Here is a 26,078-nt window from a genome sequence, read left to right as displayed (position 1 = left end):
TGGGTGCTCGTACACAAGAATCGAAGGGTGGGCACACAAGGCCGACTGTCTGCATCGACCTCAATTTATATGTCCCTACTGAACTGACTTTTTATCATTATTGGCTTCAGCTACTTGAGCGACATTGATCCTGTCGGCACGTCTCAAGGACGGGCCAACTGAATAGGTCAAACCAAGTTGGCGCGCAGAATATCATGGCAGGACGACCACGCGCTCCCAAAAGGACTTATGAGTCTAGTCCAGACGGGGCTCGTTCGCCGCGTCCCGGCCCAAACGATTCAGCACAAACACCTTGGCGTTGTGGGTCATTTGGTCCAGATGCCGGTCGCGTTGCTTTTCGGCATCGACCATCGCGCGCTTTCCGTGTTTTTGCAGCAAGTAGTTATGTATCTGCCGAACCTCTAGAGAACTGTAGATAAATGTGACATCCAACAGTCCCATCAAGCCTTCGCTGCTGTGGTCGCGGGTGTTCATCAGCACCTGCGTGCCGCGCACGCCCAGCACCTGAAAACCCATCGACTCGAACCACGGCACCTTGGCCACGGTGCAGGTCAGTTCGGCGTGGGGGTAGCGGCTGATCATGTCTTGCAGCATGGTCCGCGCGACGCCTCGGCGGCGATGACCCGAGTCAACGGCCATGTAGGCCACGCCGCAGGCTTCGGGATCGTCCTTGACCGGCAGGTACAGCAGAAAGCCGATGACCTTTTCAGGGTTTTCATCGTCGGTGGCGACGATCAACTCGACCGCAATGTCCTTGGACCCGCCGAGGGCTTCCAGGTACAGATGCACTTCGTAACCGACCGCGTACTGATACACGTTGTACAGCGGGTTGCTCGGCACGATGCCGACCATGCTGATGTCGGTCAGGTTGTCAACGACCATCTGCAGGATCTGGCTGTTGATGGGCTCCGGGCACGGGGCGTCGAAGTGGGTGAGTTCGGGCATTGAAATTCTGACTCCGGGATCGCTTTACTGGGTTTCGGCGCGGCTATTGTCACAGATTGATCGCCACGCCGCTTCTGCCAGCAATTCCCGGTAGGCATTCGGACTGGCGACCACCCTCCCCGACAACCAGGCCCGGCAGTAACTGTCCGCCTGGCCGATGATCAGCGACGGCAGCAATTCGGCCGGAAACGCGCGCAATTCATCGCGTCGGCCGGGCTCTGCCAGCCATTGGCCGAGTGTCTGGTTACGGATTTTGTTGCGAGTGGCCAGTTCTTCCTTGAACGGCCCTTTGGTGACGGCAAATCGCGCGTGGTACTGGAAACGCGCCCACTCGGGTTGGCTGTCGACCCAATCGACGTAGCTGTGGACCAGCGCGTGCACGCCCTCTTCGGTGGTCTGTGCCTCGGCGAGGTAGCTGTCACGAAGCAGTGCCTGGTCATCCAGCGCCGTAAAAAACAACGCGGCCACCAAGCCTTCCTTGTTACCGAAATGATGGTAGATCGCGCCGACGCTGGTATCGCATTCGGCGCGGATCATTTCGATGGTCGTGGCTTCGAGCCCTTGTTCGTTGAACAGGGCCAAGGCTTTTCTGAAGATGTCGCGCTTGAGTTCGGCTCTTCTGCCGGGGTAGCTGCGCTCGAGTAGATCTGCGGTTTCCATGCGGGATACAGGCCAGAAAATTCATGACAAGGCAGGCGGCTGCCGGTGAGAAAGCTGCGCTAGGTTGACAGATTTCCTCGCGACAGAATACTGTTCCGTAACAGAACATTATTCTGTTACGGAACATCATTCTGTAAAACCATCCCTCAGCGAGGCTTCAAAATGAGTCAGTTTCTCAGCATGTTCAACAGCGCCGGCCCGGAAGCATTCAGCAAAATGGCCTGCCAGGTGGCCCCCTATTTCAGCACCATCAAGCCGCTGATCTCGGCGTTGCGCCCCGGTCATGCCACGGTGCAGGTGCCGTTCAGCAAGGAGATCACCAACCACTTGGGCTCGGTTCATGCGATTGCGATGTGCAACGCCGCCGAACTGGCGGCAGGGACGATGACCGACGTGTCCATTCCGGCCGGTGCGCGCTGGATTCCGAAAGGGATGACGGTCGAGTATCTGGCCAAGGCCAAGAGCGATGTGACGGCGGTGGCCGATGGCGAGGCGGTGGATTGGCGGACGGAGGGCGACAAGATCGTGCCGGTGGATATTCATGATGCCGAAGGCAAGAAGGTGTTCACGGCGGGCATCACCATGAATGTGAAGCTCGCTTAAACGCCCGCCTGCCTGTAGCAGCCAGCGTCCGGCTGCTACAACAATTGCGCAACCCGCCAATCGCGTGAATGCTTTCAAGCACGGCCGAAAAACCTTTCTACCTCCCTACTCCGAAACAGCTACCTGATTACGCCCACGCGCCTTGGCTCGATACAGCGCTTTATCCGCGTTATTCAGCAAACTTTGAAAATCGTTATCGCCGATGTCCATCGCTGCCACACCGAGGCTGGCCGATATACGGTGAACCGGTCCGGTCATCAATCCACCGATCGACTGGATAAGTTGCTCGGCGATGTTAAGGGCGACTTCAATGGAAGTATCCGGGAGCAGGATCGCGAACTCTTCACCGCCGAGCCTGCCGGAGACATCCGTGTCGCGGAAGGACCGATTGATGATCACGCCCATTTGCCGCAACACCTGATCCCCGACCTGATGACCGTAGGTGTCATTGATGTGCTTGAAGTGATCCATGTCCAGCATCACCGCGCACAACGGTAACCGGTTGTGTTGGCAGTCATGGAACAGTTGCTGGGCATGCTCGAAAAAAGCGCGGCGATTTTTCAGGCCGGTGAGTTCATCGGTCTGTGCGGCGTAAGTGGCAATGCGATGGGCGCGTTCCATTTCGCGGGTTAGCAGGAAGGCGGTTTCCAGGGCTTCGGCCAGTTTGCGTGTCGCGCTGGCCACGAATGAGGCGAACACAATCACGGCCAGCGCCATGCCGACCTGAATCGCTGACGATTGAAACAGCAGCCAGAGCGTACACGGCAACAACACAAGGCCAATGGACGCCAGCGTCATGTATCGATACGCCGAATAACACGACACCGCGCTGACCGACATGCCGACGGCAAAAAGCATGACCAGTGCCTGGGCCAATAGGTCGTTTGCCGGCATGACCGCAAATGCACCCGCCCCCCATATCCCGGCGGACAACACCAGCGTGAACCCGTATTTCTTCTCCCAGCGTTGCGGGGTGCGCTCACTGTCCGGGCAGCGAAACCAGGCCACGAACATCAGGAGGCGCAGCAACGACGACGCTGTCAGCAGCCCTATCCAGGTGAAAATGACGGAGTGATCAAAACGCTCCCAGCACAGCCCGCACAGCATGATCGCGGCCAGAAAACTGCCGAAAATCGCAGGGAATGACTGGTGGAAAAGCTGATGCAATCGATCACTGCGCACCTGCGCTGCGATGAAAGCATCCTGGTCGTGCCGAAATCCTGGGCCACCCATTTGATCCGCCTGATCATGATGCTGCGACAAAAAAAACGATTGTGGCATCCTGCCACCTAGGCAAACAAACAATTACGACTCGTGGGTACCCGCACATTCACGGTAATGCGCCCTTAAAGCCTCTGTGACAATCGTCAGAAAAGTAATAGCACAAAGTGAGCTATCCCTAGGCATCGAGCCAAATGACATTGCGCCGGCAACGTACAACGCGTTCGTCCTGCTACGCTTTTGAAGCCTCCCATGGAATCGGGCGATAGTGACTCATACGGATCCACTTGACTGTTGAGGTTGCGCAATGTGAGAGCCCAACTTATCAGCGCCGTCATTACCCTGACCATGATCGGAGTGACGACGTATGGGTTTATAGAATGGAACACTGGCGAACGCGCGCGCCGGGATGCAGTGTGCAAGGCAGCTCGACAGCACAAGGAAGAGGTGGAAATTCGAGCACGAGCGATGGCTGCCGGGCTGTCTGTCGATGCTTACGCCGAAGCCGAGAAAGCCGAAGTCGGCAAATTGGTCAGCTCCCTGGATACCGCGAAAAATGATGCCGAGGTTGAAGCCGTCATAGACGCACACGCTGCCGAGTTGCAGGCGCAGGACGCCGCCACCGACGCAGAGCTGAAAAACCAGGGGAGCCAGCAATTTCTCGAACAGAAGTTCAAGGAACAGCGGATCACCACGGACATCAAGCAGGAAATTGAACGGGCCGAGAAAGCGGTGGCGGATGCTTGCCGTTAGACCCCACTGACCGCTACCACTACCGCTGCGGCGCAACCATCCGAAACCGGATAATGATGTCGTCGGAAACAACCGTGTCGCCCCATTCACCCTCGCCGACCTTGAAGTCGCTACGCTTGAGCGTTAGCTGGCCATCGAAGATCCCGATGGCCTCCTCCTCTTTCAGGAGGACCGGAACAGTCACCTCACGGGTGACGCCTCTGAGCGTCAGTTTGCCGGTGATCGAATAGCGGTGGTCACCCAGCGCGTTCACGGTGGTCGATTCAAACGTCGCCTCGGGATACTTCTGCGTGTCGAACCAGGCGGGCCTTTGCAGTTCGGTGTTGGCGTCTTCGCTACCGGCATCGATGCTGTCGAGCTGGATGGTCAGCGCGGCACGGCCCTCCTCGGGGTTGTCCGTGTCGAAGTCGAGCGTGGCCTTGAACGTGTCAAACGTGCCGTACACCCGCGAGCTGAACTGGTTGTACGTAAAGGAGATCGTGCTGGCGGTTTCATTCACTTGCGTGTATTCGGCCGCTTCGGCACCTGGAGAAAAGCCGAAGGCAAGCGCAGCAGCCAGTACGGAAAACGACGGGAATCGAGAGTTCATGGGGCGCTCCAGTCGTGGCACACGCTGGCCAGACAGGTGGACTAAAGCAAAGAACCACCGTTTATTCCACCAGGCATTGAGACTTGCGACCTCCTGTCGGCAACGTGCACCAGCGCCCGATACGGCCACCTGCACAGGTGTTTAATGATTCAAGCACTCACCGCTTCGGGAGACAGGACATGAAAATCGTCGTCATCGGTGGCACCGGGCTGATCGGCAGCAAGCTCTGCCAGAACCTGCAGGATCTGGGGCATGAAGCCTTGGCGGCGTCGCCAAGCACCGGCGTCAATGTCATCAGCGGCGAGGGGCTGACGCAGGCGTTGAAAGGTGCGGATGTGGTGGTCGACGTGTCGAACTCGCCTTCGTTCGAGGACCACGCGGCGTTGCACTTCTTCGAAACCGCCGGGCATAACCTGATCGCGGCGGAGAAAATCGACGGCGTCAAACACCATGTTGTGCTGTCGGTGGTCGGCACCGAACGGATGCTCGGCAGCGGTTACTTCCGGGCGAAAATGGCCCAGGAAAAACTCATCAAGAAGTCGGGCATTCCCTACACCATTGTGCGGGCCACGCAGTTCTTCGAATTTATCCATGCCATTGCTCACTCCGGGCGCGAGGAAGGCGACACCATTCACTTGACGTCCGCCGCGCTGCAACCGGTAGCCTCGGCCGATGTGGCGGCGGCACTGACGGACATCGCGTTGAAAGCACCGATCAATCAGACCGTCGAAGTGGCCGGCCCTGAAAACCGCCCGCTCATCGAGTTCGCGAGCGACTATTTGAAGCACACCCTGGACCCACGCCAGACCGTCGCGGACGACACGGTCCCTTACTTCGGTGCGCCGATCAATGACCAGTCGCTGACACCAGGTGCCAATCCCATTGTCGGCGCGACCCGGTTTCAGGAGTGGCTTGAGACCCACTAGGCGACAAAGCCAGGTCAAATATGAGGCGTGGCCGTTGCGCTAGGCCACCGCCTCGATCAACTGCATCGGCGTCATCTTCGTGACCATCATCATCACGATCACAAACATCCCCGCAAAACCCATCACGCCCATCCAGAACCACTTCTGGTAGACCGACCGGAATTGCGCGTCGAGCCCCTCGCCCGTCTCCACCGCGCTCAACGCCATCCCGTGCAGCCGCTTCTGCAGCACCAACACCGGCAGCCACAATGACCCCACGCACAGGAAAATGATCAACGAGGTCAGAATCCATTCAGTGCTCATGGGCAGCCCGGACACTTTCATCAGCAGGTAACCGGAGACGATCTGAATGAAGCCTGCCGGGGTGGTAATCCAGGTGTCGAAGCGCACCACCATTCTGGCGACGTGCGCGATCACTTGCGGGTTGGCTGTGCGACTGGCCGCGATCAGATAGAGATAGGAGCCCATGCCGAACCCGAACAGGAAAATCGCGGCAATGACGTGCAGGTACTTCAGGCACAGATAGAGCATGCTCAGCCCTGCTCGTCAGAAAAGCGCACGGACAGCTGCAGATTGGCGGGGTCGTTGATCGCGGCCATGTACTCGTCGACGCTGATCTCGCCCACGCAGGGACGGGCGCCGGGTGCCGGCACGTAACCCGCGACCCGTTTTGCTACCAGGGCGACAGCCGCGCAGCTCGGGATTTCAGGGCCCTTGTCATTGTGCGCCGTCAATTGCACGGTCATGGACAGCGGTTGCCCGTCAACGCCCTGCCCTTCGACGTCGATGTACATCGCACTCAAGCCATCACCGAATCGCTCAAACCACGTCCCCCAACGATGCAGCCTTGCCGCCCACGCCGCGGAGTCTCGCACCAGCCCGATTCTCAACGCCTCGGCGAGCACGTAGTTGACCACGCCACCGAGTTTCAGGCCCGAACCTGCCTTGAAACTCAAGGTATGGGCGCCGTAACGGGCCGCGAAGATATCCATGTCCGGCACATCGACATTGGACAGGACACGAGTCCCCAATTGCGGCATCTTGCGCAGGGTCAAATCCTGCCAGCCCGACACTTCGTGCACCTGGCCGTTCTTGAGCTGCTTGATTGGTTTGCCCGCATAGGCCAGCACCCCTTCGACGGTCGAGAGGCCGGGCATCTTGGCCGAGGAAGAAATGCCATGCGCAATCGAGTCGATGCGTTTGAAGCGATATCGATAGTGGTCGATGAGCGCCGACGACAGCGTCGGCACCGAACTGCACCCACTGAGAACGGCCACGCCGGCCTGTTTTGCGCTCGCGTCGAGCACATCAATGCCATTGACGAAGGTGCGGCAGTCAGCCAGATCGCAGTAGTTCACGCCCGCGTCGATGCAGCTTTGCGCGACGGCATAGGATTGCCCCTGAAACGGGCCCCCGGTGTGCACGACCCACTGGATGCCCATCGCGCTCAGCGCGGAGCCGAACGCACTGCCCATGGCATCACCGCACCAACTTTCACAGACACGGCCGGACTGGGTTTTCAATTCATTGACCTGGCGCTGCAACTTGTGTGAGTTACGACCGGAGACCACCAGCTCTACGTCTGGCATCGCAACTAAATGCCTGCAAACGATGCTGCCGAAATTTCCGTAGCCACCGACCACCATCACCCTGAGTGTCATTCAACGCTTTCCTTAACCATTGGATCATGTAGCCAACCCGCCCGGGACCGGGCGCGGCAAAGCTTTACTGATATCGAACGGACAGGCAAGCCGCGAAGCACCGCTAGCCATAAGCGAGCATCCATTCACCGTGCCCGCTTACAGTTACGCGCCAAGATGGCGGCAAAAAAAAGCGACCTTCTCAGTGCAGGCCTATATTGCCTTGCACTAAGAAAGTCGCCACTGCCAGGCTTTAAAACAAGCCCGCCAAACTTACGCGCTGAACGGGCCTAGCACTGGCTCGCAACGGTCCGCGCTGAGAAAACGGCGTAGTCCTGTTGTTTGACTCGCTGAGTCAACACCAGCATGGTCAGGAAACCCAATGCGATCAGCACCGGATACGCCATCAACAGTTCGGAAAGCGAGTATTTCCAGGCCAACGGGCGACCGACGCCCAGCATGGCCGCGTACATCCACGACACCGCCGACAGCGAGACGCAAAACAGCGCCAGCATCCGTGCGCTGAATCCGAGATCGAGTAAGGAGCCGGCCTTTTGCAAAGCGGGCAATACCAGGCGATGCAACAACATGCCGTTGTAGGTCAGCAACATGACAATAATAACTTTGGCTTGAAGTTTTGGGTTCATGAAGTAGTTCATACCTTTATCCAGGTAATCAATTCCCATGACAGCGATACCGGTTACCCACAACGCGATTAACGCAACCACCACCGACTTCTGCAGACTTTCCATGTGAGCATGATCATGCCCAGTGGACGTTTTCCGCTTCAATAAATCTTTAACCATTGCAATATCACTGGTCAACACCAGGCCAATAGCCACGCAACACGACAATAAATGAACGTAAATAACGCCCAGCCGCAAAAATTCCATACATTCTTTGTTTTCCAACAGGCTCATAATTGTATTTATCGCCACGGTAAGTTCCCCACCTTATTCGATAGTACAGATCGGTTCTTCAACAGGGCATTTCGCTCTTCAAACCCTGTGCGATCTTACTTTTTATAAGATATGCCAAATCGTCGACCTGACACTGCTTAGCCCATTGAATTACCTGGCAATTCAATGACCGGCTTAGTTATTACCTCCTGAATTTCAGATAAAAAAATCCCCATTTGCATTCACTGCACATGAGGTTGTTTTTCCACTTCTTTTCTCGCGACAGCAATAGCGAGTCATGGTGACATGCTGAAAGATCAGAGGGCGCAGAGGCTAGAATGTTCATTTCTTGGGCAGACTACCGACAAACGGTTACTTCAGTCAAAGCAACTCATCCCGACGGCAAGTCGGCAACTTCCCGGAAAGCCGCATGATAACTGGCCCGCGTAAATTAGATGGGCGCCAGATACTTCCATTGGATCCATTAGTTGTTGCATTACTTACGATAAGTGCCTGAGAGACCCGCGCTCATTTACTGTCCTCACCGCTGAAACAGTCGGACTTTTTAACGCAAGCGGATTTACGACAATGACCCGGCCGTTGTCAGTCTCCGATCACCGTCGCGAGCGGTAACCAGACGCACACTTCAAAACCTTCTTGTCGACCGGTTGCAGGAGAGACCAATTTCATACTCGCGTTGACCCCTTGGACAATAGTTTTGGCGATCGCCAGCCCTAATCCAGAACCGCTTATTTCACTGTGACCTCGCACAAAACGCTCGGTCAGGTGCTGCAACACCGATGCCGGCACCGCCGGGCCGCCATTGACTACCCGAAGTTGGGCCTGTTCGGTGAGGCTGACTTCGATCGGTTGATCGGTGGCGCCGTACTTCAGCGCGTTCTCGATCAGGTTGCGCAACAAGATGCCAAAGGCATCCGGGTCGATGTTCGAGTACACGCTGGCCTGCCCTGGCAAATGCAATTCAATGCGCTGGCCGCTGCGCTGGTTCCACTCATCAACGCCGTGGGCCAGCAACGGAATCAGGTCCTGAGGCGTTTCGGACAACAGCCCCCCGCCCTCGGCCTTGGCCAATTGCATGAGCTTTTCCGAAAGCCGCGCCAGCTCACGCAAGGCGTTTTCGATCTTCGCCGCCCGCACCCGCAACGGCCCTTCGGGCGCCTCGTGGTGTAAACGCTGGATCTGCGCCAGGGTCGCGGCCAGTGGCGTGCGCAGTTCATGGGCGCTGTTGGCGGTAAAACTGCGCTCGGCCTCCAGGGCCTTGCGCAAGCGCTCCAGCAGGTGGTTGACCGCCTCGGCCAACGGATCGATTTCTGCGGGCAGGCGGGCCACCTTGATCGGCGACAGATCCCCCACCCCACGCGCCTCGACCGCCCGACGATACGCCAACACACTGCGCAGGCTGATCCGCACGAACAACCAGGTGCCCAACAGGCTGATGGGAATCAGCGCCAACAGCGGCAACAACAAGGCAAACAAAGCCTCCCGCGCGGCTTCACGGCGATGACCCAGCGGCTCGGCGATCTCAATGAACAGCGTCTCGCGTAACGCACTGGCGCCATACAAACGGTACTTTTCAGAGGTGGAAAATCCCTCGGTCGGCCGCTTACTGAAGATCTTCGGGTTGGCGTCGTGGGACTGCATCAGGATCTTGCCGCTGGCATCGCGCACCAGGTATGTCAGGTATTCGTTGTGCATTTTCAACGTCGCAACGTGCTGCGCTTCACGGGGTTCCTCCCGGTTGCTGATTTCCAGCACGGCCAGCGGCAAGATCCGTTGCGCGGTCTCTTCCAGCGCACTGTCGAACGCCTCGTTCAACTCATGTTGCACCACCAGCCAGGCGCCGACCGTCGCGCCCAGCCACAGTAAGGTCATGCCCAGGGTCAGCCCCAGGCCGAGGCGTTTTTGCAGGCTCGAAGAAGACTTCATGCGGCCGCCAACCGGTAGCCCATGCCGCGCACGGTTTCAATCAGATCGCGCCCCAGTTTTTTACGCAGACGGCTGATGTACACCTCGATGGTATTGCTCTCGATTTCGGCACCGAAGGCATACAGCCGCTCTTCGAGCTGCGACTTGGACAACAACGCGCTGGGGCGCTGCACGAACGCTTCGAACAGCGCCCATTCCCGGGCCGTCAGGTCCACGGTGGTGCCGGCACGCTGCACGGTGCGGGCGCTCATGTCGACCTGCACATCACCAAGTCTGATCTGCGGATTGGGATTGCCGCTGTAACGTCGGGCCACCGCCGCCACACGGGCCGAGAGTTCAAACAGGTCGAACGGTTTGACCAGGTAATCGTCGGCCCCGGCATTGAGGCCGGCGATGCGATCGGAAATCTGATCCTGGGCCGTCAGGATAATCACCGGGGTCACGTCCCCCGCCGAGCGCTGCTGACGCAAGAAATCCAGCCCGAGACCGTCCGGCAGCATCAGGTCCAGCAGGATCAGGTCGTAAGGCGTGGTGCGCACGCTGTTGCGCGCATGGTCCAGGCGCTGCACCCAATCGACGGCGTGACCGTCATCGGCGATCTGTTCGCGCACCGCTTCCCCCAGCCCTGGGGCGTCCTCGACCAATAAAACCCGCATCTGGCACCTCCTGTGGTGGTTGTCGTGCCGCACCTTAATCGCCTTACCTGACGTGAATCTGAAGATTCAGCTGGTTGTCAGGAATGCACCTTAGGGTATGCCACAGACGCCGACCTCGGCAGGAGACAGATCATGAAATCAGGTTTTATTGCCCATGCCGCGCTGTTGAGCCTGCTGCTTAGCGGTTTCGCCATGGCCGACGACGACTGCAGCGACCCGGTGAGCGACTGGCAACCCCGCGAGACTTTGCGACAGCAGGTCGAGCGGCAATACGGCTGGAGCGTGCAACGCATCAAGGTCGACGACGGTTGTTACGAACTCAAGGGGTTGGACCGCAAGGGCAACGCCATCGAAGCCAGCTACTCACCGGCCTCGCTGCGCCTGCGCACGCTCGAGATCCATTTCCGCGACGACGGCGATGCCAGGGATTATCTCGGCAGCCCGCTCACCGAATGACGCCTCACCCGTCGATGAGTTTTTCCTGCGATTCAGGTTGCTGTCAGCAAGCAGGTCCAGGCTCTCGACCTAACGATCACAAGGACACCCTCATGAAAAAGATCATCGCAGCCACCTGTCTCGCCGGCGCCATTGCCCTGCCGGGGTTGGCCCAGGCCCGGGAAGTAACCCTGACTACCCAGCTCAAGGACTACAGCGGCAATGATGCCTACCTGGCGATCTACGTCACCGACGCCAACGGCCAATACCAGAAAACCCTGTGGGTGGCCGGCAAGAAGGCCAAGTACTACAAGCACCTGGGCGACTGGGCCCGTGGCAGCGGGATGAACCCGAGCGAGTTTGACGGCGTCAGCGGCGCCAGTGTCGGCAGTGGGCGCACGCTCAAAGTCAGCGTCGAACTGGCAGACACCCTGATCGATGCCGGGTATCAGATCCGCATCGACAGTGCCGTCGAGGACAAACGTGACGCCCGCGCCGATGTCAGCGTGCCCCTGACGTCCAAGGGCGCAGGCCAGCCGGCGACCGGCAGCACCTATGTCGAGTCCTTTACTTACGATTTGTAGCACCTGCCCTTTCTGGAGGCTGAACATGCTTCGCCAGTCCCATTCCCTGTCCGGCCTGATCGCCTCCCTGTTGGTCATGCTGTTGGCCATCAGCGGCGCGATCCTGTCGGTCGACCCGGCGCTGGAACGCTTGCACAGCACCCCCACCGCGGCCGGGCAACTCAACGTCGGCCAATTGGCCGGGCGTGTGGCCAATCACTTCCCGGGCGTGGAGCAGATCCAGCGCACAGCGTCCGGGACGGTCATCGTCTACTACAACCAGAACGGTCAGGCCGGGGCTGAAACGGTCGACCCACTGACTGGCGAAGGCCTCGCGCCTTATGCGCCCTCCGCGTTCACGCGTTGGGTGAAAGAGCTGCACCGCTCGATGTTCCTTGGCACACCGGGCCATGGGGTGTCGGGTGTCGGCGCGTTGTTCATGCTGATGCTGTCAGTGTCCGGCGCGCTGTTGCTGGCCCGACGCCTGGGTGGCTGGCGCAACCTGCTGCGGCCACTGCGCGGCACGTTCAACCAACGCTGGCATGCTGAAGTCGGACGACTGGCCTTGCTCGGGCTGCTGCTGTCGGCCTTGAGCGGGCTGTATATGTCCGCCACCACTTTCGGTTTTATCGCCGACGGCAGTCAGAATGAACCCGCCTTCCCCGCCCACGTCAGTGCCGGGCCGGCCTTGCCGGTGGCGAGCCTGCAAGCCTTGCAGGCCACCGACCTGAATGACCTGCGCGAGCTGGTCTACCCCAGTCCCGGCAACCCGAAGGACGTGTTTTCCCTGCGCACGGCCCAGGGCGACGGCTACGTGGATCAGGCCAGCGGCGCCTTGTTGTCCTACCAGGCCCACGACTCGATGCACAACCTCTACGAATTGATCTATCAGCTGCACACCGGTGAAGGCCTGTGGTGGTTGGGCCTGTCGCTTGGGCTCTGTGCCCTCTGTGTGCCGTTGATGAGCGTCACCGGCCTCCTGTTGTGGTGGCGCCGGCGCAAGGCGAGCCCGAACATCCGCCACAACAGCCCTGCCCACTCTGCCGACAGCGTGATTCTGGTGGGCAGTGAAAACAACAGCACCTGGGGCTTTGCCAAGACCTTGCATGACGCCTTGCACCTGGCCGGACACCGAGTGCATAGCGCGGCGATGAATCAATACGCCAACGACTACCGCAGCGCCCAACGCGTGATCATCCTCACCGCGACCCACGGTGACGGCGACGCGCCAGCCTCGGCTTCGCAGTTCATGGCGCGGCTGGCCAAAACCGGTCTCAAGCCCGGCCTGCCCTTTGCCGTGCTGGGCTTTGGTGACCGCCAGTTTGCGCAGTTCTGTCAGTTCGCCCATCAGGTGCAGGACGCGATGTTGCAAGCCGGTGGCTCGCCGTTATTGGGGCTGGAAACTGTCAACCGCCAATCCTCTCAGGAATTTGCACGTTGGGGCCACGCGCTGGGCGACGTGCTCAAACATGACCTGACACTGGTCCATGCCCCGCAGCGGCCACAGACCCGTCCATTGCTGCTGACTGAGCGCATCGTCTATGGCGAACAGGTGAACGCACCGACCCACGTCTTGCGCTTCAAGGCACCCGGTGCGCTGCCGGACTTCCTGGCCGGTGACCTGGTCGGGATTGTGCCTCCGGGCAGTCCGATCCCCCGTTTCTACTCGCTGGCCAGCGGTTCGCAGGACGGCGTGCTGGAAATCTGCGTGCGCAAACACAACGGTGGCGTGTGCTCGGAATTCCTTCATGGCCTGGACATCGGAGCATCGATCGAAGCGTTTATCCAGCCCAACCCGCAATTTCGCCCGGCGTCGGGCACGCACCCGGTGATCCTGATCGGTGCCGGTACCGGCATCGGTCCATTGGCCGGTTTTATCCGCAACAACACGGCCCACCACCCGATGCACTTGTATTGGGGCGGGCGCAACCCGGCCTCGGACTTCCTCTACGAGCCGCAACTCAAGCAGTACCTGGCCGACCGGCGCCTGACGGCATTGCGCGCCGCCTTCTCTCAGGTTCAGGACCGCTGCTACGTGCAAGACCGGCTGATCGGCGATGCCCAGGCCCTGCGTCGACTGATTGAAAAAGGCGCCCAGGTGCTGGTGTGTGGCAGTCGCGAAATGGCCAAAGGCGTGATGCACGCCCTCGATGAGGTGTTGGCACCTCTCAACCTGACGGTGCTGACCCTCAAGGCACAAGGACGCTACCGTGAAGACGTCTACTGAGTTGCAGCGCTACAGCCTGAACGGCGAAACCATGGGCAGCCGCTACACCGCCCTGTTCTATGCCGGGGCCGGAATCGATACCGACGAAGTGGGTCAGCGCCTGGCGTGCGCCGTGGCCCGGGTGGATCAGCAAATGTCCACCTGGAAACCCGACTCGGACCTCAACCGCCTCAATGCCGCCCCCGAGCAGCAATGGATTTCGGTGCCTCAGGAACTGGCAACGGTGCTGTCAGCGGCACTGCGTGTCAGTCAGCAATCCGGCGGCGCCTTCGACATTGCCGTCGGTGATCTGGTGAATGCCTGGGGGTTCGGCCCCGCAGAACCGACCGTTACAGAACAGGCGCTCGCGACGATGCCGCCGCGCACCCGGCTGTCAGCCAGCGCCGCGTTGGTGGTCGACCCGTTACGCAATCAGGTACGCAAACGCGCGCCGCTGCACCTTGATTTGAATGGCATCGCCAAGGGGTTTGGCGTCGATGAGTTGGCCCGTTGCCTGGATGGTTTTGGCATCACCCGCTACCTGGTCGGCATCGATGGCGAGATGCGCGCCCGGGGCGTCAAACCCGACGGCCAGTGCTGGACCGTAGCGGTGGAAAAGCCTGACCGGGGCGTGCGTGAAGTCATGGGTGTGATGGAACTTGGCGACGCCGCGATCGCGACCTCCGGGGACTACCGACAGTGGGTCGACGTGGCCGGTCAAGCCTATGCTCATACCATGAACCCGGCCACCGGCGCGCCGCTGTGCAACCCGCTCGCCGCCGTCACCGTGGTGGCTGCTTCGTGCATGCTCGCCGATGCCTGGGCCACGGCGCTGATGGTGCTGGGTGAAACCGAAGGGCCACGCCTGGCACAGGAACGCGGGATGGACGCGCTGTTCGTGCTGCGCGACGGCCAACAATTCAAGGAAATATCCATTGTCGGCGGCCAGTTGCAGGCGCAGATTGAAACCCGCCCGATGTGAACCGCCCAATGACAGTGAGTCGCGCTCAACCATGAAATTCATGCACAGACACACCGAATCCCACCGCAGTGATCGTATCGGCTGGCTGCGCGCCGCCGTCCTGGGGGCCAACGACGGCATTGTCTCCACCGCCAGCCTGCTGATCGGCGTTGCCGCCGCCAACGCCAGCCACGCCACGTTGCTGGTCACGGGCATGGCGGGACTGATGGCCGGCGCCATGTCCATGGCGGCAGGCGAGTACATCTCCGTACACTCCCAGGCGGATACCGAGCGTGCCGATTTGTCCCGCGAACGGGCCGAGCTGGCCAGTGACCCGAAAGCCGAACACATCGAGCTCGCCAACATCTACATGCACCGTGGCGTATCACCCGAACTGGCGCATCAGGTGGCCGATCAATTGATGGCCCATGATGCGTTGGGTTCGCACGCCCGGGACGAACTGGGTATCAGCGCCACCCTTACCGCCAAACCCTTGCAGGCCGCCCTGGCTTCCGCCGCCAGCTTTGTGGTGGGTGCCGCCCTGCCCCTGGCGGTGACGTTTGTCGCGCCGGAGCACAGCGTGGTGCCCTGGATATCGGGCATGTCATTGGTGTTTCTCGGGACGCTGGGCGCCATTGCCGCCAGGGCCGGCGGCGCCAAGGTCATCACCGGGGCCTGGCGGGTGACCTTTTGGGGCGCGTTGGCCATGGCGGTTACGGCACTGGTGGGGCACTTGTTTGGCGCTGTGGTCTAGCGCGCGTCCCTCCCGCAAAAACAAAGGGCGTCCCTTGATGAAAAGGACGCCCCCGACACCATCGCTCGTCAGATTGGCATTCTGACACCACGGGCCTGTTGCCCCATTGTTGATATAGCTCAATGACGCTTCCTCGTTCAGGCGTAGAAAAGACTGACCGGGCGCTCACGGTCCGTCCTGTCTCACGCCCTTCACAGAGGACTTCATCATGAACGACTTGAGTCTGCGTAATGCCATCCTGGATGAACTGGAATTCCAGCCTGAAATCAATGCTGCGAACATTGGCGTGGCCGTGGACGATGGTGTGGTGACCCTCACCGGTCACGTTTCCACCTATGCCCAGAAAATCGACGCAGAACGCGCGGTCAAAAGCCTCAAAGGCGTACGCGCGGTCGCCGAAGAAATTCAGATCCGCCCCGAGAAAGGCGCCGGCACGGCAGATGACACCATTGCCAGTCGCGCGTTGAAAATCATTAATTGGAGTTCCGACGTGCCCGAAGGCGACATCAAAGTCGTCGTGCAACATGGGTGGGTCACCCTGGAAGGCCAAGTGGACTGGCAATACCAAAAAGAAACCGCGGAACGGGCCGTGCGCAAATTGTCCGGCGTGCGGGGTATCGACAATCAGCTCGCCCTTCGTCCCCGGGTCGACGCCGGTAATATCCAGCGCAGCATCGAAGCGGCACTCAAGCGCAATGCCGAGGTAGAAGCCGAGGGGATTCACGTCAAGGTCCAGGGCGATGTGGTGATACTCGAAGGCCGGGTCCATTTATGGCGCCAGCGTCAGGTTGCAGAACGGGCGGCCTGGTCAGTACCCGGTGTAAAAGAGGTGATCGATCACATACTGCTCGCCTGAGTCACGGCACCGGGGAGTGTGCAATCTCCCCGGGCTGCAGCCGTGAGGTTCATCACTGAGTCTCAAAGATCATTATGGTTTGGCGCCGAGTGTCGCCATGTAACGAGCGACAGATTCGGTGTCCGCCTCAGACAGTGAATGATTCGACGACTTCATCGAGTCGTCTCGGGGACGCTGGTCCGTCTGCTGCAGCACCTTGATCTGGCGAATCGCATACTCCGCATGTTGACCTGCCACCCGGGGAATCCGGCCATTGCCCTCCCCGCCAGCACCGTGACACGAACCGCACCGAGCGACGCCTGACTCGGGAATGCCGTTGCCATAGATGGATTCACCCCGGGCATCGGCGCTGTCGGCATCCGCCTTCATTGGACTTTGACGTGAAAAATAATCGGCCAGTTCGGTGATCTGGGTCTCGGTCAAATGATCAAACCCGCGCATGTACTGAGCCCCGGATGTATCGCTGCGCAGATGCCGCTTGAAGTCGCCAAGTTGCAGCTTCAGGTACTCTTTTTGCTGCCCGGCCAGCTTGGGAAACATCGGTGAGACGGACTCCCCCGTCAAGCCATGACACAAGGAGCAGATCTGATCCACCATGGCGACACCGGACATGGCTGACGCGTCTTGCGAGGTCTGCTCGTTGCTACTCGTGCAGCCCATCAACGTCACGATGCACATGGCAAGTAAACGATGTGATTGGCGGGGAGTACGCTTCATGTCACAGGCTTCCATGGTCTCACCCTCGATTCGACGATCAATACACGTCCGTCACACCTTGAAGGCTGTCGGAGCGACCCTCTGAATTGAGCTTAGCCAGAGGCCGCCCGTTACAGGTCAATGACAACGAACCGTTCAGCCTGATTCGAACTAAAGGCCATCGCTTCGCCTTATATCCCGTGTGCCGGGAACGCTGTCTCAAACACCATCGCTCAAGGCATTGCCCCCTTTGTTGATCAAACTCAATCATTTGTCTGAATCGAGGTGTTGGAATACCCACCAGACGATAGAGCATCTGATGGAAGACGCGCGCCAGGCCTGTGGCAGTGACCTGACTCAAGGGGATAACCGTCATGAACACCCCCTCCCACGACTCGCCGGACAGGGATGGCTCTCCTCGGCACATCGACGTGGCCACCATCGCACCGCTCCTGCGTCAATACGCAGAACCCCTGCCGACGCGGGACTCATCGACCTTTGGTGAAATGTTCGATCGCTACGCCGATGCCCGTGTCGTCATGATCGGTGAGGCCAGCCATGGCACCCGCGACTTCTATGAAACCCGGGCAGCGATCACCCAAAGGCTGATTGAACACCACGGGTTCAACATTGTGGCGGTGGAAGCCGACTGGCCGGACGCCGGCCATGTCGACCATTACGTCCGGGGCTTGGCCCGTTCGGCGTGGAAGCGTCACATTTTCAGCCGTTTTCCGACCTGGATGTGGCGCAATGCCGAGGTGAGTTCATTCGTCCACTGGCTGCATCAATTCAATCACTCACTCGCCCCTGAACGTCGTGTCGAATTCCGGGGCCTCGACATTTACAGCTTGCGCAACTCCATTCATGAAGTGCTGCGCTACCTGGACCAGGTCGACCCGCAGTTGGCCCACGAAGCACGGCGGCGTTATGGCTGCCTGACGCCGTGGCAGGATGACCCGGCGCTGTATGGTCACTTCGTCGAACGTGGCGGCCTGATGCCCTGCGAACAGCCGGTGGTCGAGCAACTCAACGCCATGCTGGCCAAACAACTGGCCGGGCTCGTCCGGGATGATGAAGGGTTCTTCAATGCGGCGCAAAACGCCCGGGTGGTGCAGGCAGCGGAGCAATACTACCGCGCGATTTATCGAGGCTCGACGGCCTCGTGGAATCTGCGCGACCGGCATATGTTCGACACCCTGCAGCGGCTGCTTGAGCATCGGGGGCCCCACGCCAAAGCCGTGGTCTGGGCGCACAACTCCCATATCGGCAATGCGGCCGCCACCGAAATGGGCTGGAAGGGCCAGTTCAATATCGGTCATCTATGCCGCAGTGCCTATGGTCGCGAGGTCGTGCTGATTGGCATGAGCACCGACCGGGGCCAAGTGGCGGCGGCCGATGACTGGGACGGCGACCTGCTCATCAAGGACATCAGGCCCTCGCACCCGGACAGCTGGGAGCATCAGTTTTTCAAAGCCGGCATTCCAGCGTCGTTGACCGACTGGCGAGACCCGCGCCGCAAAGAACTGCGTCGCGTCCTGAGCAAGCCATTGCTGGAGCGGGCCATCGGCGTGATTTATCGTCCTGAAACCGAGCGTCGCAGCCATTACTTCGAGGCGGCGCTGGCCGACCAGTTTGACGCAATGATCTGGATCGAACAGACCCGCCCCGTGACCGCACTGGCGCTGCCGAAAGGCCAGGCGATCGAACCGGAGGACGAGACCTTTCCGTTTGGTTTGTGAGGCGCAACAAGGTCGATGAAAGCGGCGCCCCTGCGAGGTGCCCCTTTTTCAAAGACTCAGGCGCTTGGCCAATTCAACACTGGGCACCCACAGCGCGTTGATGCAGCTGTCCTCGTCCTTTTCCGTCACCGGCTCAAGGGCCAAAGGATCAAGCAGGCGCCAGTTGACCATCGCCATCCGCGCAATGCCGTTTTTGTCGAGGAGCGAATTCGCCAGACATTCACACAATGACCGAGGCAGGGCTCTTGTGAGGGAATCGATGTCGGCATTCTCAAGCTCGATCTCAAAACGCGCTGTGCACCTGTCTGCCAAGTCTTGCGCCGCCTGGGAGGCGAAATGAGACACCGTAAAGTATCCCGCCGTCAGCCCCATCAGGATCGCCACCAGGAAGGTTGCCTCACGTTTCCAGGAACGGGGACCCGGCCAGCGCAAGTGCCCGAGTGCCATCCCTCTGCCTTGGGTCACGTGAACCCCGCTGCTGACGAGTTTGTTGTCTGTCATGACCGTATCTCTCGCCCATGTTTATCAAAACAATGACGCCGATCAGCAAATGCCGTTTGATCTTGATCAACTTGAGTGCAGTTGTGTCCTGTCTTCTCGTCTTGCACGGTGCCAATGCCTGCACAGCTTGCGCAACTCGCTGAACCAGAAGACCAGGCTCGCCATTGCCAGACAAAGACCCCACTGGCTGAGCGTCAATGCACTCGTGCCGAACGCCTTGTTGAGTGGCGCCCAGTGCACCACTGCAATCTGCAAGACCATGGCCAGGACGATGGCGCCCCAGAGCAATCGATTGGCGAACAGGCCGATAAACGCACTGGTTGATTCAGAGCGCGCGTTCAACGCGTTAAACAGCTGCGCCAAAACAAGGACGGTAAAAGCGCCCGTGCGTGCTTCCTCCAGCGACGCATCCCCCGGTATCAACCCTCCCGGCAGCATCCAGTCGACCGTTAACAAACTCGCCAATGCCATGACCAGCCCCACCTCGAACACCCCCACCCACATGCGTGTGTCGATGATTCGGTCCGAAGGCTTGCGCGGGCTGCGTGTCATGACATCCTCGCTATGCGGATCAAGGCCCATGGCGATGGCCGGTGCCGCATCCGTGACCAGGTTGATCCACAGAATCTGCGTGGCCAGCAGCGGCAGGATGATCCCGCCGTTCTCATCCACCAGGCCGATGACGCTGGCCCCCACAACGGCGAGAAACACCGTCAGCACCTCGCCCATATTGGAAGACAGCAAGTAGCGAAGAAACTTGCGGATATTGTCCAGAATCCCGCGGCCTTCACGCACGGCCAATACGATGGTCGCGAAGTTATCATCGGCCAGGATCATTTTTCCCGCCTGCTTGGTCACCTCCGTTCCGGTAATGCCCATGGCAATGCCGATGTCGGCTGACTTCAGTGCCGGAGCGTCATTCACACCATCGCCGGTCATCGCCACCACATGCCCCTGCGCTTGCAGCGCATCGACAATCCGCAACTTATGCGAGGGCGCCACACGGGCATAGACCGAGGTCGACCGGACCGCCTCGGCCAGGGCCGCATCGTCCAGCTTATCCAGATCGGCCCCGGTCAACGCCCCGGCACCGGCCTGGATGATGCCCAGATCCTCGGCGATGCGCGCTGCCGTTCGCGGATGGTCACCGGTGATCATAATGATGCGGATGCCTGCCCGATGGGCTTCGGCAATGGCCGGCGCGACTTCTTCACGCGGCGGGTCACTGATACCGACCGTACCGATGAAAACAAGGCCGGCCTCAAGGGGTTCACCGCTCGTGACCTCCTCGCCAGCGGCCAAGGGACGGTACGCCACGGAAAGCGTGCGCAATCCCACGCCCGACAACTCATTCACATCAGCCACGGCTTTTGCACGCAGGTCGTCGGTGAGTGGCACGACATCCATGCCGACCTGGACTTGTGTGCAATGCTGGAGGAGCACATCGGGCGCGCCCTTGCTGATCAGCAGCCGCTCGTCGTTGTGCTCATGATCGATGACCAGGGCCGACATCATTTTTCGATCAGAGGTAAAGGGTATTTCAGCCACACGCTCGAAGCGGTTCACGCTGCGTGCCGGCGCATCGAGCTTGCGCTCCGCCACCAGAAAGGCACCCTCGGTCGGATCGCCTTGAACCACCCAGGTGCCATCTTCCTGCTGCGCCAGCACGGCATTGCCAGCCAGGCTGCCGCCGCGCAATAACAGCACGTTTTCGCTGTGCACCGGCCCCTCACTCAAGGGCAGGTCCTGGTGATGAATCTGCCCTTGCGGGGCGTAGCCGACACCGCTGACCACTCCTTTGCCGGACGCAGTCATGGTTTGCTGGATGGTCATTTCGGAACGGGTCAGCGTGCCGGTCTTGTCGGTACAGATGACCGATGCAGACCCCAGGGTCTCCACTGAAGACAGTCGCTTGATGATGGCTTTGCTGCGCGCCATGCGCAGCATGCCGAAGGCGAGCACCAGTGACAGAACGGCAGGCAGCCCCTCTGGCACCGCCGCCACCGCCAGGGACACACCCAGCAGCAAAACCCGCAGCACATCGTCGACCGTCTGAATGTCAGTGAGCATCAGCACGGCCACGACGACCACCGTAGCGATCACCAGAACCGCAATACCGAGCATCCGCCCTATGGCGCGCACTTCCTTTTGCAGAGGTGTGACCTCTTCGGGCGTGACATCCAGCAGATGAGCGATGGCCCCGACTTCAGTCGCCATACCGACCGCCGTGACCACGCCGACCCCCGTTCCCTGGGCGATGGCTGTGCCCTTGAAAATCATATTGGCGCGCTCTGCCAAAGGCACCTCGGTGCTTGAACACGCGGTATTTTTCGACACCGCTTCACTCTCTCCGGTCAGTGACGCTTCCAGTACGCGCAATTCATTGGCCTGGATGAGGCGAGCATCGGCGCCCACCGAATCGCCCTCGGATAACACCAGCAGGTCACCGATCACCAGTTGCTGACTGGGGATTCGCGTCAGGGCCCCGTCGCGGATGACGGAAGAAGAGGTCTGGGTCAGGTTGGCCAACGCCGCAACAGCTCGCTGTGAGCGGGTTTCCTGGAAAAACCCCAGCAACGCATTAGCCAGCACAATCAGCGTGATCACCAACGCATCGACCGGCCATTCCTGACGGTCCATCAGCAACCAGGTGGCCAGGGTGATGCCCACCGCGACAAGCAGCAGGTACACCAGCGGATCCTGAAACTGCCGCAGAAGATAATGCCAGGCGGGCTTGACCGGTTGGGTCCGTAACTCATTGGGTCCGTCACGACTCAGACGGGCCTGGGCTTGCGCGCTGGACAAGCCCACGCGCAGATCAGCGTCCAGCTCGCGGACAAGCGTTTCGACGTCTTCGAGGTGGGGAGAAACGATACGGCGTTTACCACTCTCAACTGCGCGATTCATTTGATCCCCTTTTACAACGGAGCGTGCGCCGTTGATCCATTGATAGCGTAACGAACGCGAATGCACCGAAATGATAGGTGACGATAACCGGTTGAGTGCGTTGTGCAGCATGCCCTTAATCAGCCGCTGCATTAAACGCTTGAGCAACATCAACAAATAGCCGATCTGCATCGGGTATCTTGGCGTGACTTTGCGCCCTGAGGATTCGCCATGCCTTCTACCCCCACCGAAGTGGACGTCGCAATTATCGGCGGTGGCCAGTCCGCACTCGCCGTGGCTTACTTTCTGCGCCGAACAGGGCGTTCGTTTGTGATTATTGACGCCGAAGCCGGGCCGGGCGGCGCCTGGCGGCACGGTTGGCATTCCCTGCGACTGTTTTCACCCTCGACCTGGAGCTCCATCGCCGGCTGGATGATGCCGCCGGTCACGGACGGCTACCCCAGCCGCGACAACGTCCTCGATTACCTGCGCGAGTATGAGCAACGCTACCAATTCCCTACCGCGCGGCCCTATTGGGTGAACGCTATTGAACGCCGGGATAATCGGCTGCTCGTCAAGACCGATAGCCTTAGCTGGCTGGCCCGCACGGTGGTTAGCGCGACGGGCACCTGGCGCCATCCCTTCCTGCCGCACTACCCCGGCAGTGAAACCTTTACCGGCCAGCAAGTGCATTCGGCCCACTACGTCGACGCCAAGCCGTTTGCCGGCAAAAAAGTCCTGGTGGTGGGCGGTGGCAACTCCGGTGCCCAGATCCTCGCTGAAGTCTCGCAAGTGGCCGACGCCACCTGGGTCACGCCGCAGCCGCCACAGTTTCTCGCCGATGACGTTGATGGCCGAGTGCTGTTCGAACGCGCCACCGAACGCTGGAAAGCCCAACTCGCCGGCACCGTCATTGAACAACCGGTCGGTGGCTTGGGCGATATCGTGATGGTGCCGCCCGTCGTCGAAGCCCGGGAGCGCGGTGTATTGCACGCGGTTCGGCCGTTTCTGCGCTTTACCGACACCGGCGTGGAGTGGGCCGACGGCTCGCAAACGCCGGTCGACGCAGTGATCTGGTGCACCGGTTTCCGCCCTGCCCTCGGCTATCTGGGATCACTGGGCGTGTGCACCGCCGATGGGCGCGTGGCCGTCGAAGGCACGCATTCCATTCAAGAGCCGCGCTTGTGGCTGGTGGGCTATGGCGACTGGACCGGCGCCGCTTCCGCGACACTGATTGGCGTCACGCGCACAGCACGCAGCACCGTGGAAGAAATCGACAGATTTTTAACCGAACATTGAATCCAGGGGCGATCGCCGCGATGGGGCGATTCATCCCCCCAGGATCCTTCGTCAATAACTCGCCGACGCCGGCAAAACTGTTTCCCCTGTCTCTGACTTAAATCAAAGACGGGCAGCCCGTTCACGCCGACATTTAGAGCCAGTATTCGCACCAGCGCATTCGCGGTGAGTGCAGAGAACTCTCGTCTCGTCTCGTGGAGGCTGACATGGCTACCCAACTGCAAGGCACTCAACCGATCATCCCACCGACGGTCCCCCATCCGTTGGCGGGCAGCTTGCGAAAGGTCGAGCCCAAACGACTTTCCCTGAGTTTGCTGATCGCGCTGGTGGTCGGTTCGATGATCGGCAGCGGTATTTTCAGTCTGCCGCAGAACATGGCGGCCAGTGCCGGAGCCGGGGCGATTCTGATTGGCTGGCTGATTACCGGCGTGGGCATGCTGTCCCTGGCCCTGGTCTACCAGACCTTGTCCAACCGCCAGCCGGCCTTGGACAACGGCGTGTTTGCCTATGCCCGCGCCCTGGGCGGCGAATTCCTCGGCTTCAATTCCGCCTGGGGCTACTGGATCAGCGCCTGGATCGGCAACGTCAGTTACCTGGTGATTCTGTTCGCGGCGCTGAGCTACTTCTTCCCGCTGTTTGGTGAAGGCAATAACAAAGCGGCCATTGCCGGGGCGTCCGTGGTGCTGTGGTCGTTGCACTGGATGATCCTCAGGGGCATGCGCACCGAGGCGCGGGCCAACGCGTTGACGACGATCGCCAAAATTGTGCCGTTGCTGCTGTTTATCGGCCTGGTGATCGCGGCCTTTCAGAAAGAAACCTTCTCGGTCGACTTCTGGGGTTCGTCGGCACTGGGCAGCACGCTTGATCAAGTCAAAAGCACCATGCTGGTCACCGTGTGGGTGTTCATCGGGATCGAGGGCGCCAACGTGTTTTCCGCCCGAGCCGCAGAACGGGCCAACGTCGGTCGTGCCACGGTCATCGGTTTTGTCATCACCCTGTTGCTGCTGATCGCGGTGTCCCTGTTGTCGCTGGGCATTCTCAGACAGCCAGAACTGGCGGCGCTGAAAAACCCGTCGATGGCTGGCGTGCTTGAGGCGGCAGCCGGGCCATGGGGCGCGGTGCTGATCAGCATCGGCTTGATCATTTCAGTGGGCGGTGCCCTTCTCGCCTGGACGCTGCTGGCAGCCGAATCGGTGTTCACACCGGCCAAGGAAAATGTCATGCCGGGGACACTCGCCGTGGAGAACACCCAAGGCGTGCCGGCCCATGCGCTGTGGATCACCAACGGCTGCATTCAACTGTTCCTGTTGCTGACGCTGTATTCGAGCGCCACTTACCTCGCGCTGATTTCCCTGGCCACGTCGATGATTCTGCTGCCGTACCTGTTCAGCGGTCTGTACGCGCTGAAATTGACCTGGCAGGGCCAGACCTACGCCGGTCACAGGGGCCTGCAACTGCGCGACATGGCCATCGCCCTGGTCGCCACGCTGTATTGCACGTGGCTGCTGTATGCCGCCGGGCCTAAATACATGCTGCTCAGCGCGTTGCTTTACGCCCCCGGCTCGTTGATTTACCTGGTCACGATGAAGTCTCGCCAGGGCCAACCGCTCAGCGGCCCTGAAACCGGGCTGTTAATCATCATCTGGACGGCGGCCGCCTTTGCCGGGTGGATGCTGTGGTCCGGGACGCTGGCCTTGTAACGCAAGGGACTGCTGAGTGTTTTCCGGGTGGAGTGCAGCGAGGGATGTTCAGTCCACCCTTCAATCCCAAGAGGAGTATTGAAAATGAGCAATTCCGTGAAAAAAATGCCGATAAAGACTGAGGAAAAAGGGAATCAGCCCTCCGTCACGACAGACCTTTGGAGACCTCTGGAAAAACTCCGGCAGCAGGTCGATCAACTGTTCTCAGACTTTGGTCACGGCCGGGGGCTATCCCCCTTCAGTCGTGGGCTGTTCGATGTCGAGCCTTTATGGTCGCAGGAGTTGACGGTCCCCAGCCTGCCGGCCGTGGACATCACCGAGAAAGACAAAAGCTACGAAATCACCGCCGAACTGCCCGGCATGGATCAGAAAAACATTGAGATCAAACTGTCCAACGGCAGCCTGATCATCAAAGGGGAAAAGAAAGAAGACAAGGAGGAAAAACGCAAAGGCTATCACCTCAGTGAGCGCCATTACGGCTCCTTCGAACGGGTGTTCAGCTTGCCCAAAGGCGTCGATGCCGAGAAGATCGACGCGAGTTTCAGCAAAGGCGTGCTGAGCATCTCGCTGCCGAAAAAGCCTGACGCGATGAAAGCGGACAAAGTCGTGCCGATCAAGGGCGAGTAAGTCCCGAGCAGCCCTC

The 26,078-nt window shown here is 59.9% G+C and carries 25 protein-coding genes; 13 read left to right on the top strand and 12 right to left on the bottom strand.

Going from position 1 to position 26,078, the window contains the following annotated elements; genetic code table 11:
- Positions 1-234: 234 nt before the first annotated feature.
- Both RHP74_RS12015 and RHP74_RS12010 read right to left on the bottom strand, forming a co-directional pair.
- Complete coding sequence (locus RHP74_RS12015; RefSeq protein ID WP_311099586.1) at positions 235-945, bottom strand: GNAT family N-acetyltransferase; 711 nt, start codon at positions 943-945, stop codon at positions 235-237.
- Positions 946-969: 24 nt separating this feature from the next.
- Positions 970-1,605, bottom strand: a complete 636-nt coding sequence (locus RHP74_RS12010) for a TetR/AcrR family transcriptional regulator (RefSeq protein ID WP_311099584.1) — start codon at positions 1,603-1,605, stop codon at positions 970-972.
- Positions 1,606-1,767: 162 nt separating this feature from the next.
- Here RHP74_RS12010 and RHP74_RS12005 point away from each other — a divergent pair, with 162 nt between their 5' ends.
- Complete coding sequence (locus RHP74_RS12005) at positions 1,768-2,208, top strand: hotdog fold domain-containing protein (protein ID WP_311099582.1); 441 nt, start codon at positions 1,768-1,770, stop codon at positions 2,206-2,208.
- 105 nt (positions 2,209-2,313) lie between these two features.
- Here the strand turns inward: RHP74_RS12005 and RHP74_RS12000 are convergent, their stop codons facing one another.
- Positions 2,314-3,441 (bottom strand): diguanylate cyclase, encoded by a 1,128-nt coding sequence (locus RHP74_RS12000; RefSeq protein WP_311099580.1) that lies wholly within the window; start codon positions 3,439-3,441, stop codon positions 2,314-2,316.
- Positions 3,442-3,738: 297 nt separating this feature from the next.
- Between RHP74_RS12000 and RHP74_RS11995 the strand changes: the two genes are divergently transcribed.
- A complete protein-coding gene (locus RHP74_RS11995) occupies positions 3,739-4,182 on the top strand; it encodes a hypothetical protein (RefSeq protein ID WP_042932138.1) in 444 nt (147 codons plus the stop codon).
- Between the two features lie 19 nt (positions 4,183-4,201).
- Here the strand turns inward: RHP74_RS11995 and RHP74_RS11990 are convergent, their stop codons facing one another.
- The gene (locus tag RHP74_RS11990) at positions 4,202-4,771 is read right to left on the bottom strand and encodes a YceI family protein (protein WP_311099578.1); all 570 of its coding nucleotides are present in this window, start codon (positions 4,769-4,771) and stop codon (positions 4,202-4,204) included.
- Positions 4,772-4,950: 179 nt separating this feature from the next.
- Between RHP74_RS11990 and RHP74_RS11985 the strand changes: the two genes are divergently transcribed.
- Positions 4,951-5,697, top strand: a complete 747-nt coding sequence (locus RHP74_RS11985) for an SDR family oxidoreductase (protein ID WP_311099576.1) — start codon at positions 4,951-4,953, stop codon at positions 5,695-5,697.
- Between the two features lie 39 nt (positions 5,698-5,736).
- Here RHP74_RS11985 and RHP74_RS11980 read toward each other — a convergent pair whose 3' ends face one another.
- The 5 genes from RHP74_RS11980 to RHP74_RS11960 all read right to left on the bottom strand — a co-directional run bounded on the left by RHP74_RS11980 (position 5,737) and on the right by RHP74_RS11960 (position 10,839).
- Entirely contained in the window at positions 5,737-6,228 is a 492-nt protein-coding gene (locus RHP74_RS11980) for a DUF2269 domain-containing protein (protein WP_077749870.1), read from the bottom strand.
- Between the two features lie 2 nt (positions 6,229-6,230).
- Complete coding sequence (locus RHP74_RS11975; RefSeq protein WP_282410169.1) at positions 6,231-7,358, bottom strand: saccharopine dehydrogenase NADP-binding domain-containing protein; 1,128 nt, start codon at positions 7,356-7,358, stop codon at positions 6,231-6,233.
- Positions 7,359-7,627: 269 nt separating this feature from the next.
- On the bottom strand, positions 7,628-8,275 hold the full coding sequence (locus RHP74_RS11970; protein WP_311099571.1) for a hypothetical protein: 648 nt from the start codon (positions 8,273-8,275) through the stop codon (positions 7,628-7,630).
- Between the two features lie 564 nt (positions 8,276-8,839).
- Entirely contained in the window at positions 8,840-10,183 is a 1,344-nt protein-coding gene (locus RHP74_RS11965; RefSeq protein ID WP_145309422.1) for a HAMP domain-containing sensor histidine kinase, read from the bottom strand.
- Positions 10,180-10,839, bottom strand: coding sequence for a response regulator transcription factor (locus RHP74_RS11960; protein ID WP_311099568.1), 660 nt, complete (start codon positions 10,837-10,839; stop codon positions 10,180-10,182). Before RHP74_RS11960 ends, RHP74_RS11965 begins: the two co-directional genes overlap by 4 nt.
- Positions 10,840-10,971: 132 nt before the next feature.
- On the opposite strand from RHP74_RS11960, the gene RHP74_RS11955 reads away from it, so the two are divergent.
- From RHP74_RS11955 to RHP74_RS11930, 6 genes are all read left to right on the top strand, one after another.
- Positions 10,972-11,295, top strand: coding sequence for a PepSY domain-containing protein (locus tag RHP74_RS11955; protein WP_010459356.1), 324 nt, complete (start codon positions 10,972-10,974; stop codon positions 11,293-11,295).
- A gap of 92 nt (positions 11,296-11,387) precedes the next feature.
- Positions 11,388-11,858 (top strand): DUF2271 domain-containing protein, encoded by a 471-nt coding sequence (locus RHP74_RS11950; protein WP_010459354.1) that lies wholly within the window; start codon positions 11,388-11,390, stop codon positions 11,856-11,858.
- Positions 11,859-11,883: 25 nt separating this feature from the next.
- Positions 11,884-14,064: a PepSY domain-containing protein gene (locus RHP74_RS11945; protein ID WP_311099566.1), complete on the top strand. Its 2,181-nt coding sequence runs from the start codon at positions 11,884-11,886 to the stop codon at positions 14,062-14,064.
- Positions 14,048-15,025, top strand: coding sequence for an FAD:protein FMN transferase (locus RHP74_RS11940; protein ID WP_311099564.1), 978 nt, complete (start codon positions 14,048-14,050; stop codon positions 15,023-15,025). Before RHP74_RS11945 ends, RHP74_RS11940 begins: the two co-directional genes overlap by 17 nt.
- Positions 15,026-15,056: 31 nt before the next feature.
- On the top strand, positions 15,057-15,758 hold the full coding sequence (locus RHP74_RS11935; RefSeq protein ID WP_010459348.1) for a VIT family protein: 702 nt from the start codon (positions 15,057-15,059) through the stop codon (positions 15,756-15,758).
- Positions 15,759-15,966: 208 nt separating this feature from the next.
- Positions 15,967-16,614, top strand: a complete 648-nt coding sequence (locus RHP74_RS11930) for a BON domain-containing protein (protein ID WP_311099562.1) — start codon at positions 15,967-15,969, stop codon at positions 16,612-16,614.
- Between the two features lie 72 nt (positions 16,615-16,686).
- On the opposite strand, the gene RHP74_RS11925 is transcribed toward RHP74_RS11930, so the two are convergent.
- Entirely contained in the window at positions 16,687-17,331 is a 645-nt protein-coding gene (locus tag RHP74_RS11925) for a c-type cytochrome (protein WP_311099560.1), read from the bottom strand.
- 353 nt (positions 17,332-17,684) lie between these two features.
- Here RHP74_RS11925 and RHP74_RS11920 point away from each other — a divergent pair, with 353 nt between their 5' ends.
- Positions 17,685-19,049: an erythromycin esterase family protein gene (locus RHP74_RS11920; RefSeq protein WP_169857272.1), complete on the top strand. Its 1,365-nt coding sequence runs from the start codon at positions 17,685-17,687 to the stop codon at positions 19,047-19,049.
- Positions 19,050-19,097: 48 nt separating this feature from the next.
- Here the strand turns inward: RHP74_RS11920 and RHP74_RS11915 are convergent, their stop codons facing one another.
- Both RHP74_RS11915 and RHP74_RS11910 read right to left on the bottom strand, forming a co-directional pair.
- Positions 19,098-19,550 carry a hypothetical protein gene (locus RHP74_RS11915; RefSeq protein ID WP_311099557.1) on the bottom strand — a complete coding sequence of 151 codons (453 nt, stop codon included), beginning with the start codon at positions 19,548-19,550 and terminating at the stop codon, positions 19,098-19,100.
- 66 nt (positions 19,551-19,616) lie between these two features.
- Positions 19,617-22,457, bottom strand: coding sequence for a cation-translocating P-type ATPase (locus tag RHP74_RS11910; protein ID WP_311099555.1), 2,841 nt, complete (start codon positions 22,455-22,457; stop codon positions 19,617-19,619).
- A 210-nt stretch (positions 22,458-22,667) separates the two neighbouring features.
- On the opposite strand from RHP74_RS11910, the gene RHP74_RS11905 reads away from it, so the two are divergent.
- The 3 genes from RHP74_RS11905 to RHP74_RS11895 all read left to right on the top strand — a co-directional run bounded on the left by RHP74_RS11905 (position 22,668) and on the right by RHP74_RS11895 (position 26,062).
- Positions 22,668-23,735 carry an ArsO family NAD(P)H-dependent flavin-containing monooxygenase gene (locus tag RHP74_RS11905; RefSeq protein WP_102593863.1) on the top strand — a complete coding sequence of 356 codons (1,068 nt, stop codon included), beginning with the start codon at positions 22,668-22,670 and terminating at the stop codon, positions 23,733-23,735.
- 206 nt (positions 23,736-23,941) lie between these two features.
- Positions 23,942-25,435 (top strand): arginine-ornithine antiporter, encoded by a 1,494-nt coding sequence (arcD, locus tag RHP74_RS11900; RefSeq protein ID WP_311099551.1) that lies wholly within the window; start codon positions 23,942-23,944, stop codon positions 25,433-25,435.
- Positions 25,436-25,519: 84 nt separating this feature from the next.
- Positions 25,520-26,062, top strand: coding sequence for an Hsp20/alpha crystallin family protein (locus RHP74_RS11895; RefSeq protein ID WP_010459321.1), 543 nt, complete (start codon positions 25,520-25,522; stop codon positions 26,060-26,062).
- The last annotated feature ends 16 nt before the right edge of the window (positions 26,063-26,078 follow it).

The organism is Pseudomonas sp. SG20052 (assembly GCF_031766055.1).
Classification (GTDB): Bacteria; Pseudomonadota; Gammaproteobacteria; order Pseudomonadales; family Pseudomonadaceae; genus Aquipseudomonas; species Aquipseudomonas mandelii.
The sequence above is the reverse complement of the archived record's forward strand: the minus strand, read 5'-3'. Positions and strand labels throughout refer to the sequence as shown.